The following is a 16,103-nucleotide window of genomic DNA, read 5'->3' as shown; positions in this document are numbered from 1 at the left end:
ACGGAACAACGGGGTGTAGCAGTTTCCAGAAGAAGTTCGTTCACACCAACGCCCTCTCCAGATCCACCTGCAGATCCCCCAGCTCTTCCACACCCACGCTCAGCCGCACCAGCGCATCACTGATCCCCAGCTGCTCCCGCCGCGCGACCGGAATCGAGGCATGCGTCATCACCGCCGGATGATTCACCAGGCTTTCCACACCGCCCAGCGACTCGGCCAGGGTGAACAGCTCGGTCTTCTCGCAGAAGCGCTTGGCCGCCTCGAACCCGCCCTTGAGCACGATCGAGACGATGCCGCCGTAACCAGCCATCTGCCTGCCCGCCAGCTCGTGCTGCGGGTGCGACGGCAGGCCCGGGTAGATCACCTTCTCCACCGCCGGGTGCTTTTCCAGCCACTGGGCCAGGGCCAGCGCGTTGGCGCAGTGCGCCTTCATGCGCAGCGGCAGGGTCTTCAGGCCGCGCAGGGCCAGGAAGCTGTCGAACGGGCCCTGCACGCCACCCACCGAGTTCTGCAGGAAAGCCATCTGCTCGGCCAGTTCGGCGTTGTCGCCAACCACCACCATGCCGCCGACCATGTCCGAGTGGCCGTTGAGGTACTTGGTGGCCGAATGCAGCACCAGGTCCGCGCCCAGTTCGAGCGGGCGCTGCAGCATCGGCGAGGCGAAGGTGTTGTCGACCACCACGATCAGGCCATGGCGCTTGGCAATGGCGGCCACAGCGGCGATGTCCACGATCTTCAGCATCGGGTTGGTCGGGGTCTCGATCCACACCATCTTCGTCTTCGGCGTGATGGACGCTTCAAACGCAGCCAGGTCGGTCAGATCGACGAAGCTGAAATCCAGCCCGGCGGTGCGACGGCGCACGCGCTCGAACAGGCGGAAGCTGCCGCCATAGATGTCATCCATCGCCACCACGTGGCTGCCGGCGTCCAGCAGCTCGACCACGGTCGAGCTGGCAGCCATGCCCGAGGCGAAGGCGAAGCCGCGGGCGCCACCTTCCAGCGACGCCATGCAGCGCTCATAGGCGAAGCGGGTCGGGTTGTGCGTGCGCGAGTACTCGAAGCCCTGGTGCTCGCCCGGGCTGGACTGCGCATAGGTCGAGGTAGCGTAGATCGGCGGCATCACCGCGCCGGTGCTGGGGTCGGGCGACTGGCCGCCGTGGATGGCCAGCGTGGCCAGGGCCAGGGCGCGATCCTGGGAAGTAGCGTTGGACATGTTCTTTCCTGAGGGGCGCCGAAGCTCGGCGCCGTCGAAGGTGCGGAAGTCTATCAGCGCGGCCTTAACGACCTTTGACGCGGATAAACCGGGATTCAGCAGCGAACGTCTGCGATCGGCGGCTTACTGCACGCGACGGCGCAGGTAGTTCAGCAGGTCGATACGGGTGATCAGGCCCAGGAAGGCATTGCCGTCCATCACGATCGCCACCTGGCCGCGGTCGAACACCGGCAGCAGCGCCTCGATCGGCGACTTCACGTCCAGCCGGTCCAGCTTGCTGACCATCGCCGTGGCAACGGTGTCGCGGAAGCGTGCTTCGTCACCATAGACGTGCAGCAGCACGTCGCTTTCGTCGACGATGCCGACCAGCTGGTCACCGTCCATCACCGGCAGCTGCGACACGTCGTACAGCTTCATGCGCTGGTAGGCGGTGGTCAGCAGGTCGTTCGGGCCGATCACCACGGTGTCGCGCTGGCCGTACGGGCGCAGGATCAGGTCGCGCAGGTCACCGTGCTGCGGGCGCTCCAGGAAGCCGTTGTCCAGCATCCAGTAGTCGTTGTACATCTTCGACAGGTACTTGTTGCCGGTATCGCAGACCAGCACCAGCACCTTCTTCGGCGTGGTCTGCTCCTTGCAGTACTTCAGTGCCGCGGCCAGCAGGGTGCCGGTGGACGAACCGCCGAGGATGCCTTCCTTGCCCAGCAGCTCGCGCGCGGTGTGGAAGCTCTCGGCATCGCTGATGGCGTAAGCCTTCTTGACGCGGCTGAAGTCGGAGATCGACGGCAGGAAGTCCTCGCCGATGCCCTCCACCAGCCAGCTGCCCGACTTGTCGTTGAGCACGCCGTCATTGATGTATTCGGCCAGGATCGAGCCGACCGGATCGGCCAGCACCAGCTCGGTCTTCGGCGACAGCTTGGCGAAGGCACGCGACAGGCCGGTCATGGTGCCGGAGCTGCCGCAGCCGAACACGATGGCGTCGAGGTCGCCGCCCATCTGCTCCAGGATCTCCGGGCCGGTACCGAATTCATGCGCGGCCGGGTTGTCCGGGTTGCCGAACTGGTTGATGAAGTAGGCGCCCGGGGTCTGCTCGGCGATGGTCTTGGCCAGGTCCTGGTAGTACTCCGGATGGCCCTTGGCCACGTCCGAGCGGGTCAGGCGGACTTCGGCGCCCATCGCCTTCAGGTTGAAGATCTTCTCGCGGCTCATCTTGTCGGGAACGACCAGGATCAGCTTGTAACCCTTCTGCTGCGCGACCAGGGCCAGGCCCAGCCCGGTGTTGCCGGCGGTACCCTCGACCAGGGTCGCACCCGGCTTCAGGTCGCCGCGCTGCTCCGCCGCCTCGATCATCGACAGGCCGATGCGATCCTTGATCGATCCACCCGGGTTGGCGCTTTCGAGCTTCAGGTAGAGCTCGCAGACGCCGGTGTCCAGGCGCTGGGCCTTGACGATCGGGGTCTGGCCGATGAGTTCGAGGACGGAAGAATGAATGGGCATTCGGAGGACTTTCGGTTCGCGCCGCAGGGGGCCGGACCGATGATTATCCGTCGGATGGCGATGAATGTCAGGTCGGCGCGGAGACGGGCCGCAAGCCCGCAGAAAGAGATGCGGACGGCCCCGGATCGACGAGGAGACCGGTACCGCCCGCATCGGTGAGTTGTGCCTGCAGGCCAAGGCACCACCGCCTGTGGTGCCTTGGCGCGGCCGCCTCATCGGCGGTGCCGCGATGCCGGGGCAGGAGCGCCCGGCGGGGCCATCGATGGCCGGGTCACGCCGTTCCGGGCGTGACGGGGTGCGTCAAAGCGTGGGGGACGTCGTTGGGAGCGGTGTTTCGTACATTCGCAGAAGTCGTTGCTTGGCCAGCAGCTTCTCGCGCTTCATGCGACCCAGGGTGACATCATCGATCGGGAGTACACCCAACTCCGCGTCCATGCACTTCTTGTTCAACTTGCGGTGCTGGTCATGGAGTGCCCTGAACTCCGGATCACGCGCGCGACGTGCGTCGATCTCGCTCTGGGGCTGATCTTCAAACATGATGGACCTCCTTCGACAGATACACGAACGCCCCAGCCGCAAGGCACGGGGCGTTGTTCATGGAGGAGCGCCGGTCGATGGCCACCTGGACGCCTGCAACGACCTGCGGCACTGGCCTGCGCACGTCGATCTGCTGCGGTTCGCGCCCTGATTGCATCGGCCCGGCCCTCCCATCGTCCGGTCCGCGGCATTGCGTCCCGGACGATTGACCCTACGCCTGCTCAAGGCGGGGTACAAGACCCCTGCGTCAAAAAGACCGAACCCCGCCGGGGCGGGGTTCAGGCTGAATGCTCATCACAACGAAAAACAAACAATATCAAGCAATTACGGGGCGATGATGACCTCGGCCGAACGTGCCTGGGTGGAGGCCGCCTTCTTGCCGGCAAGCTGGATCCGGTTGCTCGCGACACCCGCCGCAACCAGGGCGTCACGCAGGGCCTCTGCACGCTTCTGGCCTACGCCGTTGGCACTGTCGTAAGCCTCGATGCGCAGGCGGCCCTTCTTGCCGATGTTCAGGTATTCGGCCAACGCCTTGGCCTGGTTGCGGGCGCCGCCGGACAGGCTGGAGGCGCCGGCGGCAAACGCATCGCCACGGAAGGTGAAGACCTCGCCGCGGCCATCGAACTTCGAGCCCGGCAGCTTCTGACCGGACACCAGCTCGGCTTCCTCGCGGGCGAGCTTGGCGGCGTTCTGCTGGGCGGCGCTGAGGCGCTGCTGCTGCTTGCCGGCGACGCTGGTCAGGGCGTTCTCGGCGTCCTGGCGGGCCAGGGTCTCGGCCTCGGCGGCCTGGCGCAGGCGTTCAGCCTCCTCGGCCTGCATCTGTGCCTGCATGCGCAGCTGCTCGGCCTCCTGGCGGGCGCGGGCGGCGTCGCGGCGGCTGGCCTCGATCAGCAGGTCGCTGCGGGTCCGCTCCAGGCGGTCGACCTCGCGGGCGGCCAGCGCGGTACGCACGGCCGTCTCGGCGATCTCCACCCGGCGCTCGGCCAGGTAGGTGGCCAGCTCCTGGTCGCGGCGCTTGGCCTTGTCCAGGGTGGCGATGGCCTGCTGGGCCTGCATGCGCTCGAAGGCGCCCAGCTCAGCGGTATCCGGGTTGGCCTGGATGGCCATCAGGCGCTGGCTCAGCTGCGCCACCATCGGGTTGTCGGCGGCCACGGCCAGGGTCGGCAGCGCCAGCAGCGCGGCCAGGGTTGCGGCAGTCATCGGCTTCACCGGCGATCCTCCCCGGTCGACAGCTGGCGTTGCAGCTGGTTGACCTCGTTGCGGCGCAGCTGCAGCTGGGCGGTCACGGTGGCTTCCTCGCTGCGCACGCGGGCCAGGTCGGCATCGGCGGCGGCACGCAGGGCCATGGCCGGGGCATTCTTGCGCTCGCGGCGGTCGCCGGCGGCGCGCTGGGCCTGCTCCAGCCCCTGCCGGGCCAGCCCGATCAGGTCCGGGGCGTACTGGTCGGCATCGGCCTGGGTGGCCTTGTCGACCGCCTGCCGGGCCTGGGCCAGTTCCATCGCGCCATCCTGCGCCCAGGCGGGGGCAGACAGTGCGAATGCAAACGCCATCACATACAGGCTGTGGCGCATTCGTGCGAAGCTAAGTCGTTTCATTGGGGAGGCCGTACCGGTTGTCGGTTCACGGCCATTGTCGTCAAGCCGACACCGTGCTGGCAACGGGCGTCGGCCGTTTCGTTGGGGAAAATTCGCAATGGATATCGGCTACTTCCTGAAGCTGATGACCGAAAAGAACGCTTCGGACATGTTTCTGACCACCGGGGCACCGGTCTACATCAAGATCGAGGGGAAGCTCTATCCGCTGGGCAACACCGGCCTGCCGCCGGGCATGGTCAAGAAGATCGCCTACTCGCTGATGGACGAAGGCCAGGTGCCGCAGTTCGAGCGCGAGCTGGAACTCAACATGGCCATCGCCCTGCCCGATGCCGGTCGCTTCCGCGTCAATGTGTTCAAGCAGCGCGGCGAAGTGGGCATGGTCATCCGTGCCATCCGCAGCCGGATTCCGAGCATCGAGGAGCTGAACCTGCCGCAGGTGCTGAAGGACGTCATCATGACCCCGCGCGGGCTGGTACTGGTGGTGGGGTCCACCGGTTCCGGCAAGTCCACCTCGCTGGCGTCGATGATCGACCACCGCAACAGCACCACCACCGGTCACATCCTCACCATCGAAGACCCGATCGAATACCTGCACAAGCACAAGATGTCGATCGTCAACCAGCGCGAGGTCGGGCTGGATACCCATGCCTTCCACAACGCGCTGAAAAACGCGATGCGTGAGGCGCCGGACGTGATCCTGATCGGCGAGATCCTGGACGCAGAGACGATGGAAGCGGCGATCGCCTTCGCCGAAACCGGCCACCTGTGCCTGGCCACCCTGCACTCCAACAACGCCGACCAGACCATCGAGCGCATCCTCAACTTCTTCCCGGAAAGCGCGCACAAGAACGTGCTGATGAACCTGGCGCTGAACCTGCGTGCGGTGATCAGCCAGCGCCTGGTGAAGAACAAGGAAGGCCGTCGCCTGCCGGCCACCGAAGTACTGCTCAACACGCCGATGATCCGCGACCTGCTGCGTCGCGGCCAGGTGCACGAGATCAAGGCGGCGATGGAAGCATCGCTGGAAGAGGGCATGGAGAGTTTCGACCAGTGCCTGTTCCGGCTGGCCAAGGCCGGCACCATCGAACAGGAGGAAGCGCTGCGCGCGGCCGACTCGCGCGATGGCCTGGCGCTGAAGTTCCGCCTGTCCGAAGGCAGCAGCGGCGAGCATGACCCGTACGCGGATTTCTCGGCCGGCGCACCCAGCATCACCCACGGCTTCTGACCGCACGAAAAAGGGGACGGAGGGGATCAAGTCGTATATGCACTTACGACTTGATCCCCTCCGTCCCCTTTTCCTGAAGAATTCAGGGGCCGTCTCATCCAATGAGACCCCTCATCCGTAGGTTTCCTCAATGGAAACCATCCGCAAGCTGGCCATTCTGGCTGATGCCGCCAAATACGACGCCTCCTGCGCCTCCAGCGGCTCGGGCAAGCGCGATTCGCGCGCCAGCGGCGGTATCGGCAGCACCGAGGGCATGGGCATCTGCCACAGCTATACGCCCGATGGCCGCTGTGTATCGCTGCTGAAGATCCTGCTGACCAACTTCTGCGTCTACGACTGCGCCTATTGCGTCAATCGCGTGTCCAGCAATGTGCCACGCGCGCGCTTCAGCGTGGACGAGGTGGTCACGCTCACCCTGGACTTCTACAAGCGCAACTACATCGAGGGCCTGTTCCTCTCCAGCGGCATCATCCGCAATGCGGACTACACCATGGAACAGATGGTGGAGGTCGCCCGGCAACTGCGCGAAGAACACCGCTACGCCGGCTACATCCACCTCAAGACCATTCCCGAGGCCTCGCCGGAACTGCTGGCCAGTGCCGGGCGCTATGCCGACCGCCTGTCCATCAACGTGGAACTGCCCACCGAAGCCGGCCTGAGCGCCTTGGCGCCGGAGAAGACGGTTCATTCCATCCGTGGCGCGATGGGCGAACTGCGCTGGCGCATCGAGGAAGCCAAGGAAGCTCGCAAGGCCCCCGCAGCGGTGGCACCGACGGCCAGCCGCAGCACTCGCCCGCGCCCTCCCCGTTTCGCACCGGCCGGGCAGAGCACCCAGATGATCGTCGGCGCGGACGGGGCAAACGACCAGCAGATCCTGGCCAGCGCCGACAGCCTGTACGGCAACTACCGCATGCGCCGGGTCTACTACTCCGCGTTCAGCCCGATTCCGGACGCCAGCCGGCAGCTGCCACTGCAGCCGCCACCGCTGCAGCGCGAACATCGCCTTTACCAGGCTGACTGGTTGCTGCGCTTCTACGGGTACGGCGTGGATGAGATTACCGATACCACCCAGGACGGCATGCTCGACTTGGATATCGACCCGAAGATGGCCTGGGCAATCCGCCATCCCGAGCGCTTTCCGGTCGATCTGAACCGGGCACCGAAGGAGATGCTGCTGCGCGTGCCCGGCCTTGGCGTGCGCAACGTCACGCGCGTGCTGATGGCACGCCGTCACGGGCGGCTGCGCGTGGCCGACATCGCACGCCTGAAGGCACCGATGAGCAAGCTGCTGCCGTTCGTGCTGCTGGCCGACCATCACCCGCGCAAAGCACTGGACGATCCGGCGGCGCTGCGCGCGCAGCTGGCCCCGCCGCCGCGACAGGGTTCGCTGTTCGATGCCCCGTCCGCGGCCTGACGCGCAGCGCTGGTCGCTGCGGGTGGATCCGCCATGGTCGCTGGAGGCCTGGCGCAGCGGTGCGCGCGAAGCCCTGCTGCGCGGCGTCGCGCCGGAGCAGCTGGACTGGCTCGAGGGCAGCGACGCATCACTGCTGGACGCGCCAGCGGTCACCTCGGCGCCCGCACAGGCCGACGCTGGCGCACCGACGGTACCGCGCGACTTCCTGGAGCTGGCGGACACCTGCCTGTGCCATCGCGACGGACAACGCATGGCCCTCCTGTACCGGTTGCTGTGGCGCATCGCCCATGGCGAACGCTCGGTGCTGTCAAACCCTGCCGATGCCGACGTACTGAGGGCGATGTCCATGGCCCAGGCGGTCCGCCGCGACACGCACAAGATGAAGGCATTCGTGCGCTTCCGCGAAGTGCCTGGCCAGCCTGATGCGTTCATCGCCTGGTTCGAGCCACAGCACCACATCGTCGACCGGGTCGCGCCGTTCTTCGCGCGCCGCTTCACCGGCATGCGCTGGGCCATCCTCACGCCTTCGCGCAGTGCCTCCTGGGATGGGCAGGCGCTTGCCTTCGGCCCCGGCGCACGCCGCGAGGACGCCCCGGCCGAGGATGCGCGCGAGGCCCTGTGGCAGACCTATTACGCCAGCATCTTCAATCCGGCCCGGCTCAACACCCGGATGATGATGCAGGAGATGCCGGCCAGATACTGGCGCCACCTGCCCGAGGCGCAGCTGCTGCCGCGCCTGGTACGCGACGCCGCCGACCGCGTGCAGGAAATGCATGACCGTCCCGCGCAGGCACCGCAACGCAGGATTCCGCTGCGAGCGAACCCTCCGGCATCGGCAGCCGAAGCCAGCAGCCTGGACAATCTGCGCGGGCAGGCCAGCGCCTGCCGCCAGTGCCCGTTGTGGGAGCAGGCCACGCAGACCGTATTCGGACAGGGGCCGGCAGGGGCCGGGGTGATGCTGGTCGGAGAGCAACCCGGTGACACCGAAGATCTGCGTGGGCAGCCATTTGCAGGACCTGCCGGCCAGGTGCTGGACCGCGCATTGGCGGAACTGGGGATCGATCGCGCCACGCTGTACCTCACCAACGCGGTGAAGCACTTCCACCATGAACGGCGCGGCAAGGTGCGGCTGCACAAGCGGCCGGAGAGCCGTCACATCCAGGCCTGCCGGCCCTGGCTGATGGGTGAGATCGCGCGCGTGCGGCCGCAGCTCATCGTCTGCCTGGGCGCAACCGCGGCAGCCTCGGTATTTGGCCGTGATTTCAATCTGTCGCGCGACCGTGGACGGTGGCACACGCTGGAGGAAGGCACCCGCGGCTACGCCACCGTGCACCCGGCGTGGGTGCTGCGGCAAGGCGATGGCGCGCGCCGCGAACGGGCCTATGCACTGTTCCGCGATGATCTCGCGCAACTGCTGCAAAAAGGGGACGGAGGGGATTAAGTCGTGAATGCACTTGCGACTTGATCCCCTCCGTCCCCTCTACTTTCAGGCTGCGTCGGGCTGGTTTTCCGGGCGCGCGCGGTCGAAGGCGTCCAGCGCCTGGCAGGCGGCCTCGATGCGGCGAAGGGTCGGGTACGGCGCAAGGTCCAGGCCGAAACGATGGGCGTTGTACAGCTGCGGCAGCAGGCAGAGGTCGGCCAGCCCGGGGCGGTCACCGTGGCAGAAGGTGCCGGTGTCGCGGCTGTTGGCCAGCATCGCCTCCATTGCCGCGAAGCCCTCGGCCATCCAGTGCAGGGTCCACTGCATACGGGCGTCGGCCGGCAGCTGCAGGTCGCGCTCCAGGTACTGCATCACCCGCAGGTTGTTGATCGGGTGGATGTCGCAGGCCACCAGCTGGGCCAGTGCCCGCACCCGCGCACGGCCGGCGGCATCGGCCGGCAGCAGCGGCACCTGCGGGAAGCGCTCGTCCAGGTACTCGACGATCGCCAGCGACTGGGTCAGCGCATGCCCTTCGTGCAGCAGCGTCGGCACCAGCTGCTGCGGATTGAGCCTGCGATAGGCGTCGAGGTGTTGTTCGCCGCCGTCGCGCACCAGATGCACCGGCCGGGCCTCCCAGGCCAGGCCCTTCAGCTCCAGGCCGATGCGCACGCGGTAGGCGGCGCTGGATCGCCAGTAGGTGTACAGCACGATGCCGTCGTCGACCGGAACCTCCATGGCCGCCTCCATGCTCAGGGCCTGGCGGCCTGTTCGATGCGCTGCTCGATCGCACCGAAAATGCTGTTACCGGCGGCATCGAGCATCTCGATGCGGACCACGTCGCCGAACGACATGAACGGCGTGCTCGGCTTGCCGTCGCGCAGGGTTTCGACCACGCGCTGCTCGGCGAAGCACGAGGCACCCTTGCTGGTGTCTTCATTGGCGATGGTGCCCGAGCCGACGATGGTGCCGGCGCCCAACGGACGGGTCTTGGCCGCATGCGCGACCAACTGGGCGAAATTAAACTGCATGTCCACGCCTGCTTCCGGCGCACCGAACCACTGGCCGTTGATGTGGGTCAGCAGCGGCAGGTGCACCTTGCTGTCCTGCCACGCAGCGCCCAGTTCGTCGGGGGTGACGAACACCGGCGACAGCGCCGAGCGCGGCTTGGACTGCAGGAAGCCGAAGCCCTTGGCCAGCTCGCCCGGAATCAGGTTGCGCAGCGACACATCGTTGACCAGGCCGACCAGCTGGATGTGGCCCGCCGCCTGTTCCGGGGTGGCCGCCATCGGCACGTCGTCGGTGATCACCACGATCTCCGCTTCCAGGTCGATACCGTACTCCTCGCTGACCACCTTGACCGCATCGCGCGGGCCGTAGAAGCCGGCACTGGTGGCCTGGTACATCAGCGGATCGGTGTAGAAGCTCTCCGGCACCTCGGCGCCACGGGCGCGGCGCACGCGCTCGACGTGCGGCAGGTAGGCACTGCCGTCGACGAATTCATAGGCGCGCGGCATCGGCGCGGCCAGGGCCTGCGGGTCGAGGTCGAACACACCGTCGGCGTCGCCGGCATTGAGCGATTCGTACAGGGCGTTCAGGCGCGGCGCGATGTGGCTCCAGTCTTCCAGAGCCTGCTGCAGGGTGGCGGCAATGCCGGTGGCGCGCACGCCGTGGCGCAGGTCACGCGAGACGACGATCAGGGTGCCGTCGCGGCCGCCTTCCTTCAAAGAACCAAGCTTCATGGGTGGGTGTCCGGAGTCGTGGGCAAACAAGTTTCAAGTGTAATCAAATCTGCGGCGGCGCCAAGCTGCAGCGCGGCATCGGCCCACCCTACCGTAGTGGGGGGTTCGGCAGGGCTTGCAGCCCTGCACCTGCAGAAGCAACGGCAACGTCAAAAGCCTGCATTCCGTGGGATGGCGGGGAGGTGTGAGTGGGCAGGACACGCCGTAAACCCATCCCTGGGGGCTCGATGGCGCCATCCATGGCGCCAACGGTCCTGCCCACCCACACCGCCCCACCCCCGACAGGTTCCCAATGACTGATCGAACATCCACATCATTCATCGTCGAGATCCGTCAGACACCGAAATTGATCGAATGAGATTCGACAGATCGCGGAAAACTGTCGAAGGCGGGGTGGGTCCGGTGACAGGGGCGTGAGCCGCATGGATGCGGCGACCGAGCTACATGGACGTACTTGCAGCGCCCCCTGCCACCGGACCCACCCCGCCTCCCACAGGAACCCGGCCTTTGACGTTGCTTCAGCCTCTGCGGGGTGCAGGGCGCAGCCCTGCAGAGAACCCCCTACCTGAACAGGTCTTTTTGCGTGAAGTCTCAAACATCGTTTAGACTTGCGCGGTCTGCAGCGGCCGTCCGTTTCCCTCCGGGATCGCCGGCGACCAGGGTCCGCCCTCTTCGCCCGCCCCCACTCCGACGCCGTTCGTCACGCATTCCAGCCTGCGCTTCGTGCCGGCTGCACCCAATTCTCGCAGCGCGGTTCACGGGAACGCTCCGAGTCAGCCGATCAGTTTGATCTGCCCCCGTCTGTCCGTTCGGACAGGCGTTTCTTGTACTTGGAGCAAACTCAATGTCTTTTGAATCGCTGGGCCTGGCGCCCTTCCTGCTGCGTGCGCTTGCCGAGCAGGGCTACGAAAACCCGACCCCGATCCAGCAGCAGGCGATCCCGCTGGCACTGGCCGGTCGTGACCTGCTGGCCGGCGCACAGACCGGCACCGGCAAGACCGCCGCCTTCGGCCTGCCGCTGCTGCAGCACCTCGGCACCGCCTCGCAGGAAGTGCGCAGCGGCCCGCGCAAGCCGCGCGCGCTGATCCTGGCCCCGACCCGCGAACTGGCCACCCAGGTGCACGACAGCCTGCGCGGCTACAGCAAGTACCTGCGCATTCCCAGCGCCTGTATCTACGGCGGCGTCGGCATGGGCAACCAGCTGGATATCCTGCGCCGTGGCGTGGACCTGCTGGTGGCCTGCCCGGGCCGCCTGATCGACCACCTGGAGCGTCGCAGCATCGACCTGTCCGGCATTGAACTGCTGGTGCTGGACGAAGCCGACCGCATGCTCGACATGGGCTTCCTGCCGTCGATCAAGCGCATCCTGGCCAAGCTGCCGAAGCAGAACCGGCAGACCCTGCTGTTCTCGGCCACCTTCGAGGACAACATCCGCCAGCTGGCGCTGGAGTTCATGCGCAACCCGGAACAGATCCAGGTGACGCCGAAGAACACCGTGGCCGAAACCATCACCCACCGCGTGCACCCGGTCGATGCCGGTCGCAAGCGCGACCTGCTGCTGCACCTGCTGGCGCAGGACAGCCGCGAGCAGACCCTGGTGTTCGCCCGCACCAAGCACGGCAGCGACAAGCTGGCCTCGTTCCTGGAAAAGTCGGGCATCAAGACCGCGGCGATCCACGGCAACAAGAGCCAGGGGCAGCGCCTGCGTGCACTGGGTGACTTCAAGGCCGGCCGCGTGACCGTGCTGGTGGCGACCGATATCGCTGCGCGCGGCATCGACATCAACGAGCTGCCGAAGGTGATCAACTTCGACCTGCCGATGGTGGCCGAGGACTACGTGCACCGCATCGGCCGTACCGGCCGCAACGGCGCGACCGGCCAGGCGATTTCGCTGGTGGCACAGGATGAAGTGAAGCTGCTGCGTGCGATCGTGCGCCTGCTGGGCCGCGACATGGACATCCGCGATGTACCGGGCTTCGAGCTGCAGGTGCCGATCCGCTGGGGCAACAGTGCACCGGGCAAGGCCGAGCACGATACCGGCGAGCGCGCACCGCGCAAGAGCCATGCGCGCCGTCCGCACGGTGATGCGCCGCGCCACGCGCACGCAGGCCCGAAGAAGGCCGGCGGTGGCCGCCGCGAAGGCGGTGGCAATGGCCAGCAGCGTGCAGGTGCCGGCCAGGGCCAGCGCCGTGGTGGTGGCGGCAATGGTGGCGGCCGCGGTCGTGGCCAGGGTGGCAACGGCGGCGGTCGCGCCGGCTGATCCCAGCTGACATGGAGGGTGCTTCCCGCTGCGCGGGGGCTATCGAGGGACGGCGCTGACGCGCCGTCCTTTTTTGTTGCGGGCTACCGGGTGATAAAGCACGCGGTGGCAGTACCGAGGGCGAATGGGCATGGGGGCAGCGCAGAACACGCTGTAAATACGTCCATGTAAGCTCGATGGCGCCATCCATGGCGCCAACGGTTCTGCGCTGCCCCCATGCCCATCCGCTTCAAGCATTGCCTGCGCCTTCTTCTCCCGCCGGGTAGCCGGGAGAAGAAAGATCAAATTCAAATTCAAATTCAAAGGCAAAAGCCGAAGTCGCAATTCCTGGCTTTGCTTTTGCTTTTGCTTTTGCTTTTGCTTTTGCCCTTGCTCCCGCCTTGGGGTCTGATGCGTCCGCGCCCGCAGGAAACTGTCATGGGAGGCAGGGGGTCTCAGCCAGGACCGTTGGCGCCAAGGATGGCGCCATCGAGCCCCCATGGATGGGTTTACGGCGCGTCCTGGCTGAGGCCCCCTGCCTCCCAAGCACAACAGAAACTCGGCGCCAAACACCTCAACCCCGCGCTTTCGCCGGATTCACCAGATTCCCGAAGAAGATCGCGTTGATCAGCAGTCGGTCCGTTCCGTGCCAGTACTTGCGGTGTGCCGGGTCATCGGCAAACAGCACCACGTTGCCCTGCCCCTGCGCCGACACCAGCAGCCACGCACTACCCGCCACCCGCGTGCGGTTGCGCTCGGACAGGTAGCCGTTCACCCGCGGCGGCGTGTCGATGCGCACCACCGTGGAGAACGGGTTCGCGCTCGGCTGCAGCGTCACCGTGTTCTCCTTGTTGATCGCCAGCTGCCGGCGCGGCACGCCGAACGCCAACGGATGGCTGGTATCCACATCGGCACTGAGGATGTTGCCGCTGACCCGCTCGATCGCGGCAATGTCGCGCTGGTCGCCAAACGCGCGGCGACTTGCATCAGCAGCGTCTTCTTCCTTGCCGAGCTTTTCGCCGTCGGCCAGCTTCTGCTCGATCGCCCACTTCGAGGCACTGCCGTAGGTCACCAGTGAACCTCCGGCCTGCACCCAGCGCTTCAGTGCAGCCACCGCCGTGGCATCGACGCCCGTGTAGGTACCACCGGACAGCACGATCGTGGTGTAGCGGTCCAGCGGTACCTTGCCCAGCTGCTGCGGATCCAGCTTGCTGGCTGGCAACTGCAGCTGCTGGTCGAGCAGGAACCACGCCGATCCGATTTCGGTGGCGGCCACGCCCTCGCCCATCACCAGTGCCACCGCAGGCTTCCGTAGCGGCTTGACGCCGTCACTGCCGAGGTCGATGCCTTCGCGGCTCCGGCCGCTGGACAGCGCGTGGACCTGTACGCCCGCCTCGCGCGCGGCGGATGTCACTGTCTCGAGCAGCGCCGCGCCCTGCAGCGATTGCCCGGCAACCGGAATGACCAGGCTGCCGGCGGCGAAGCTGATGTCGCCCTGCGCGGTCGCGGTGGTGAACGGCTGGAATGCCGCGCGTGCATTCACGCCCTTGCCCTGCAGCGCGGCCAGCGCGCGCCCGGCGTTGTAGTCGCGCCAGTCGATGGCGTAGGCGAATCCGGCCTCGCCGCCCAGCACCGCGCCCTGCTCCGCCGGCAGCGCGGTTACGCGCGCACCGCCTTCGATGCGGCTGCGGCTGCCCGCGAAGGCCACACCGTAGGCCGGTGCGATCGCATAGCTGGTGCTGCCGTAGAACACATCACCCTTGATCGGCGGCGTCTCGGCAAAGATCGAATGCACCAGGCGGAACTGCGCCTGCTGCACCGGCACCACGTAGGCGCTGCCGGCATCGAAGCGCTGCCCATCGACAGTGACTGCACGGTCCAGTGCGCGCACCTCGATCCGGTGCAGCAGCAGCAGTTCCAGCAGGCGACGGGTCAGGGCCGGGTCATGCGCATCGCCGAACACGAAGCTTTTCACAGGCTGCTGCGCAGCCTGCTTCAGCGCGCTCTGGAAGAACTGCTTCTGCAGGTCGAACAGGCCGCTGCGCTCGCTCACCGCGCCACGCACCGTGCCCAGCCCGGTGGCGACCTGGTTGCGGATGGTGAAGGGAAAGGTCAGCAGGCCATTCACCGATTCCTGCACGCGGCCGCGCGAGCTGGCCTGCTCGACGGTAACGCCGACAGCGCCATGGAAGTCCGGATAGGTGGAACCGTACACCGGCGAGAAGTTGTCGAAATTCTCGCCGGTGTAGTACAGCGACCCCAGCGCATCCAGCGCCTGCGCGTGGTACTTGGCGAGGGTCTTGTTGAATTCATACGACGCCGCCGGAATCAGCGGACTGTGCATGCTCTTCGGCGAGGGCTCGAAGTAGTAGGTGCTGTCCTTGCTCATTTCGTGGAAGTCGATCTGCACGTTCGGGTACCACTGGTGGAACACCTCCACCTTCGGCCTTGAGTCCTGCTGGGTGAGGGCCAGCCAGTCGCGGTTGAGATCGGTGAAGTAGTGGTTGGTACGACCCTGCGGGAAAGGCTCGACGTGTTCCTTGTCGGCGGGGTCGGCAGAAGCCGGGTCGGAGGCCCAGGCGTTGTGCCAGTTGGCAGCACGGTCACGACCATCCGGATTCTGCGCTGGATCGAACAGCACCACCGCCTGCTGCAGCCATTGCTGGGTTTCTGCGTTGCGGTTGGCCACCAGGTAGTACGCCGTCAGCATCGCTGCCTCGGCACTGGAGGTCTCGTTGCCGTGGACGCTGTAGCCCAGCCACACCACCACCGGGCTGTCACCGGCGGCGCTGCGTGGCTGCGCCGGATCTGCCAGGGTCGCATGCTGCTGGCGGAGCTGCTCCAGCCGCGCGTGGTTGCCGGCGGCGGTGACCGTTGCAATCAACAGCGGGCGACCTTCGTAGCTGCGCCCGATCTCGCGCACACTGATCTTGTCCGAGCGCTTCGCCAGTTCCTGGAAGTACGCCACCAGCTGGTCGTGCCGTGTGTAACGGCTGCCGATCGGGTAGCCGAGGAACTGCTCCGGCGTCGGCACCGCTGCATCGAACGCCGCTGCGTCGGTGACCTGCGGAAAGAAGTACGCGCTCTGTGCCTGCGCCGGCTGCGGCGAGGACAGTGCGGTAGCGGTGGCGATCAGCAACGGAAGAACGGCACGACGATGCAAGGACACGGTAACTCCCCAGGAACCCAGCGGCAGACAGTCGCGCGGCCGGCCCCCGAAGGTGACC

12 protein-coding genes are annotated in these 16,103 nt (G+C 66.6%); 4 read left to right on the top strand and 8 right to left on the bottom strand.

The window, feature by feature from the left end; translation table 11 throughout:
• Positions 1-40 precede the first annotated feature (40 nt).
• From AC5P8Y_RS07095 to AC5P8Y_RS07075, 5 genes are all read right to left on the bottom strand, one after another.
• Positions 41-1,213: a cystathionine gamma-synthase gene (locus AC5P8Y_RS07095; RefSeq protein ID WP_111188255.1), complete on the bottom strand. Its 1,173-nt coding sequence runs from the start codon at positions 1,211-1,213 to the stop codon at positions 41-43.
• Positions 1,214-1,336: 123 nt separating this feature from the next.
• Entirely contained in the window at positions 1,337-2,707 is a 1,371-nt protein-coding gene (locus AC5P8Y_RS07090) for a pyridoxal-phosphate dependent enzyme (protein ID WP_005407965.1), read from the bottom strand.
• A gap of 300 nt (positions 2,708-3,007) precedes the next feature.
• Entirely contained in the window at positions 3,008-3,244 is a 237-nt protein-coding gene (locus AC5P8Y_RS07085; RefSeq protein WP_005407964.1) for an HP1242/YdcH family protein, read from the bottom strand.
• Between the two features lie 324 nt (positions 3,245-3,568).
• Complete coding sequence (locus tag AC5P8Y_RS07080; RefSeq protein WP_005407962.1) at positions 3,569-4,453, bottom strand: OmpA family protein; 885 nt, start codon at positions 4,451-4,453, stop codon at positions 3,569-3,571.
• Positions 4,450-4,815, bottom strand: coding sequence for a DUF4398 domain-containing protein (locus AC5P8Y_RS07075; RefSeq protein ID WP_005407961.1), 366 nt, complete (start codon positions 4,813-4,815; stop codon positions 4,450-4,452). Before AC5P8Y_RS07075 ends, AC5P8Y_RS07080 begins: the two co-directional genes overlap by 4 nt.
• A gap of 121 nt (positions 4,816-4,936) precedes the next feature.
• Here AC5P8Y_RS07075 and AC5P8Y_RS07070 point away from each other — a divergent pair, with 121 nt between their 5' ends.
• From AC5P8Y_RS07070 to AC5P8Y_RS07060, 3 genes are all read left to right on the top strand, one after another.
• Positions 4,937-6,064, top strand: a complete 1,128-nt coding sequence (locus tag AC5P8Y_RS07070; RefSeq protein ID WP_004141526.1) for a PilT/PilU family type 4a pilus ATPase — start codon at positions 4,937-4,939, stop codon at positions 6,062-6,064.
• A gap of 130 nt (positions 6,065-6,194) precedes the next feature.
• Positions 6,195-7,478 (top strand): putative DNA modification/repair radical SAM protein, encoded by a 1,284-nt coding sequence (locus AC5P8Y_RS07065; protein WP_095378724.1) that lies wholly within the window; start codon positions 6,195-6,197, stop codon positions 7,476-7,478.
• Positions 7,459-8,919 carry a UdgX family uracil-DNA binding protein gene (locus AC5P8Y_RS07060; protein ID WP_495201878.1) on the top strand — a complete coding sequence of 487 codons (1,461 nt, stop codon included), beginning with the start codon at positions 7,459-7,461 and terminating at the stop codon, positions 8,917-8,919. Before AC5P8Y_RS07065 ends, AC5P8Y_RS07060 begins: the two co-directional genes overlap by 20 nt.
• Before the next feature lie 45 nt (positions 8,920-8,964).
• Here the strand turns inward: AC5P8Y_RS07060 and maiA are convergent, their stop codons facing one another.
• A complete protein-coding gene (maiA, locus tag AC5P8Y_RS07055) occupies positions 8,965-9,633 on the bottom strand; it encodes a maleylacetoacetate isomerase (protein WP_111188257.1) in 669 nt (222 codons plus the stop codon).
• 14 nt (positions 9,634-9,647) lie between these two features.
• A complete protein-coding gene (locus AC5P8Y_RS07050) occupies positions 9,648-10,637 on the bottom strand; it encodes a fumarylacetoacetate hydrolase family protein (protein WP_049430901.1) in 990 nt (329 codons plus the stop codon).
• Positions 10,638-11,481: 844 nt separating this feature from the next.
• Between AC5P8Y_RS07050 and AC5P8Y_RS07045 the strand changes: the two genes are divergently transcribed.
• On the top strand, positions 11,482-12,897 hold the full coding sequence (locus AC5P8Y_RS07045; protein WP_099484941.1) for a DEAD/DEAH box helicase: 1,416 nt from the start codon (positions 11,482-11,484) through the stop codon (positions 12,895-12,897).
• 553 nt (positions 12,898-13,450) lie between these two features.
• On the opposite strand, the gene AC5P8Y_RS07040 is transcribed toward AC5P8Y_RS07045, so the two are convergent.
• Positions 13,451-16,045, bottom strand: coding sequence for a M14 family zinc carboxypeptidase (locus AC5P8Y_RS07040; RefSeq protein WP_495201877.1), 2,595 nt, complete (start codon positions 16,043-16,045; stop codon positions 13,451-13,453).
• Positions 16,046-16,103 lie beyond the last annotated feature (58 nt).

This window comes from Stenotrophomonas sp. YJH_SMC_12-1, from assembly GCF_059370935.1.
Note: the sequence above shows the minus strand (reverse complement) of the source record. Positions and strands in the feature narration are given on the sequence as shown.

Excerpts from the sequence above, each read along its gene's own strand:
- maiA (WP_111188257.1), bottom strand. The coding sequence starts at position 9,633 with ATGGAGGTTCCGGTCGACGACGGCATCGTGCTGTACACCTACTGGCGA.
- AC5P8Y_RS07090 (WP_005407965.1), bottom strand. The coding sequence starts at position 2,707 with ATGCCCATTCATTCTTCCGTCCTCGAACTCATCGGCCAGACCCCGATC.
- AC5P8Y_RS07085 (WP_005407964.1), bottom strand. The coding sequence starts at position 3,244 with ATGTTTGAAGATCAGCCCCAGAGCGAGATCGACGCACGTCGCGCGCGT.
- AC5P8Y_RS07065 (WP_095378724.1), top strand. The coding sequence starts at position 6,195 with ATGGAAACCATCCGCAAGCTGGCCATTCTGGCTGATGCCGCCAAATAC.
- AC5P8Y_RS07095 (WP_111188255.1), bottom strand. The coding sequence starts at position 1,213 with ATGTCCAACGCTACTTCCCAGGATCGCGCCCTGGCCCTGGCCACGCTG.
- AC5P8Y_RS07050 (WP_049430901.1), bottom strand. The coding sequence starts at position 10,637 with ATGAAGCTTGGTTCTTTGAAGGAAGGCGGCCGCGACGGCACCCTGATC.
- AC5P8Y_RS07075 (WP_005407961.1), bottom strand. The coding sequence starts at position 4,815 with ATGCGCCACAGCCTGTATGTGATGGCGTTTGCATTCGCACTGTCTGCC.
- AC5P8Y_RS07045 (WP_099484941.1), top strand. The coding sequence starts at position 11,482 with ATGTCTTTTGAATCGCTGGGCCTGGCGCCCTTCCTGCTGCGTGCGCTT.
- AC5P8Y_RS07060 (WP_495201878.1), top strand. The coding sequence starts at position 7,459 with ATGCCCCGTCCGCGGCCTGACGCGCAGCGCTGGTCGCTGCGGGTGGAT.
- AC5P8Y_RS07070 (WP_004141526.1), top strand. The coding sequence starts at position 4,937 with ATGGATATCGGCTACTTCCTGAAGCTGATGACCGAAAAGAACGCTTCG.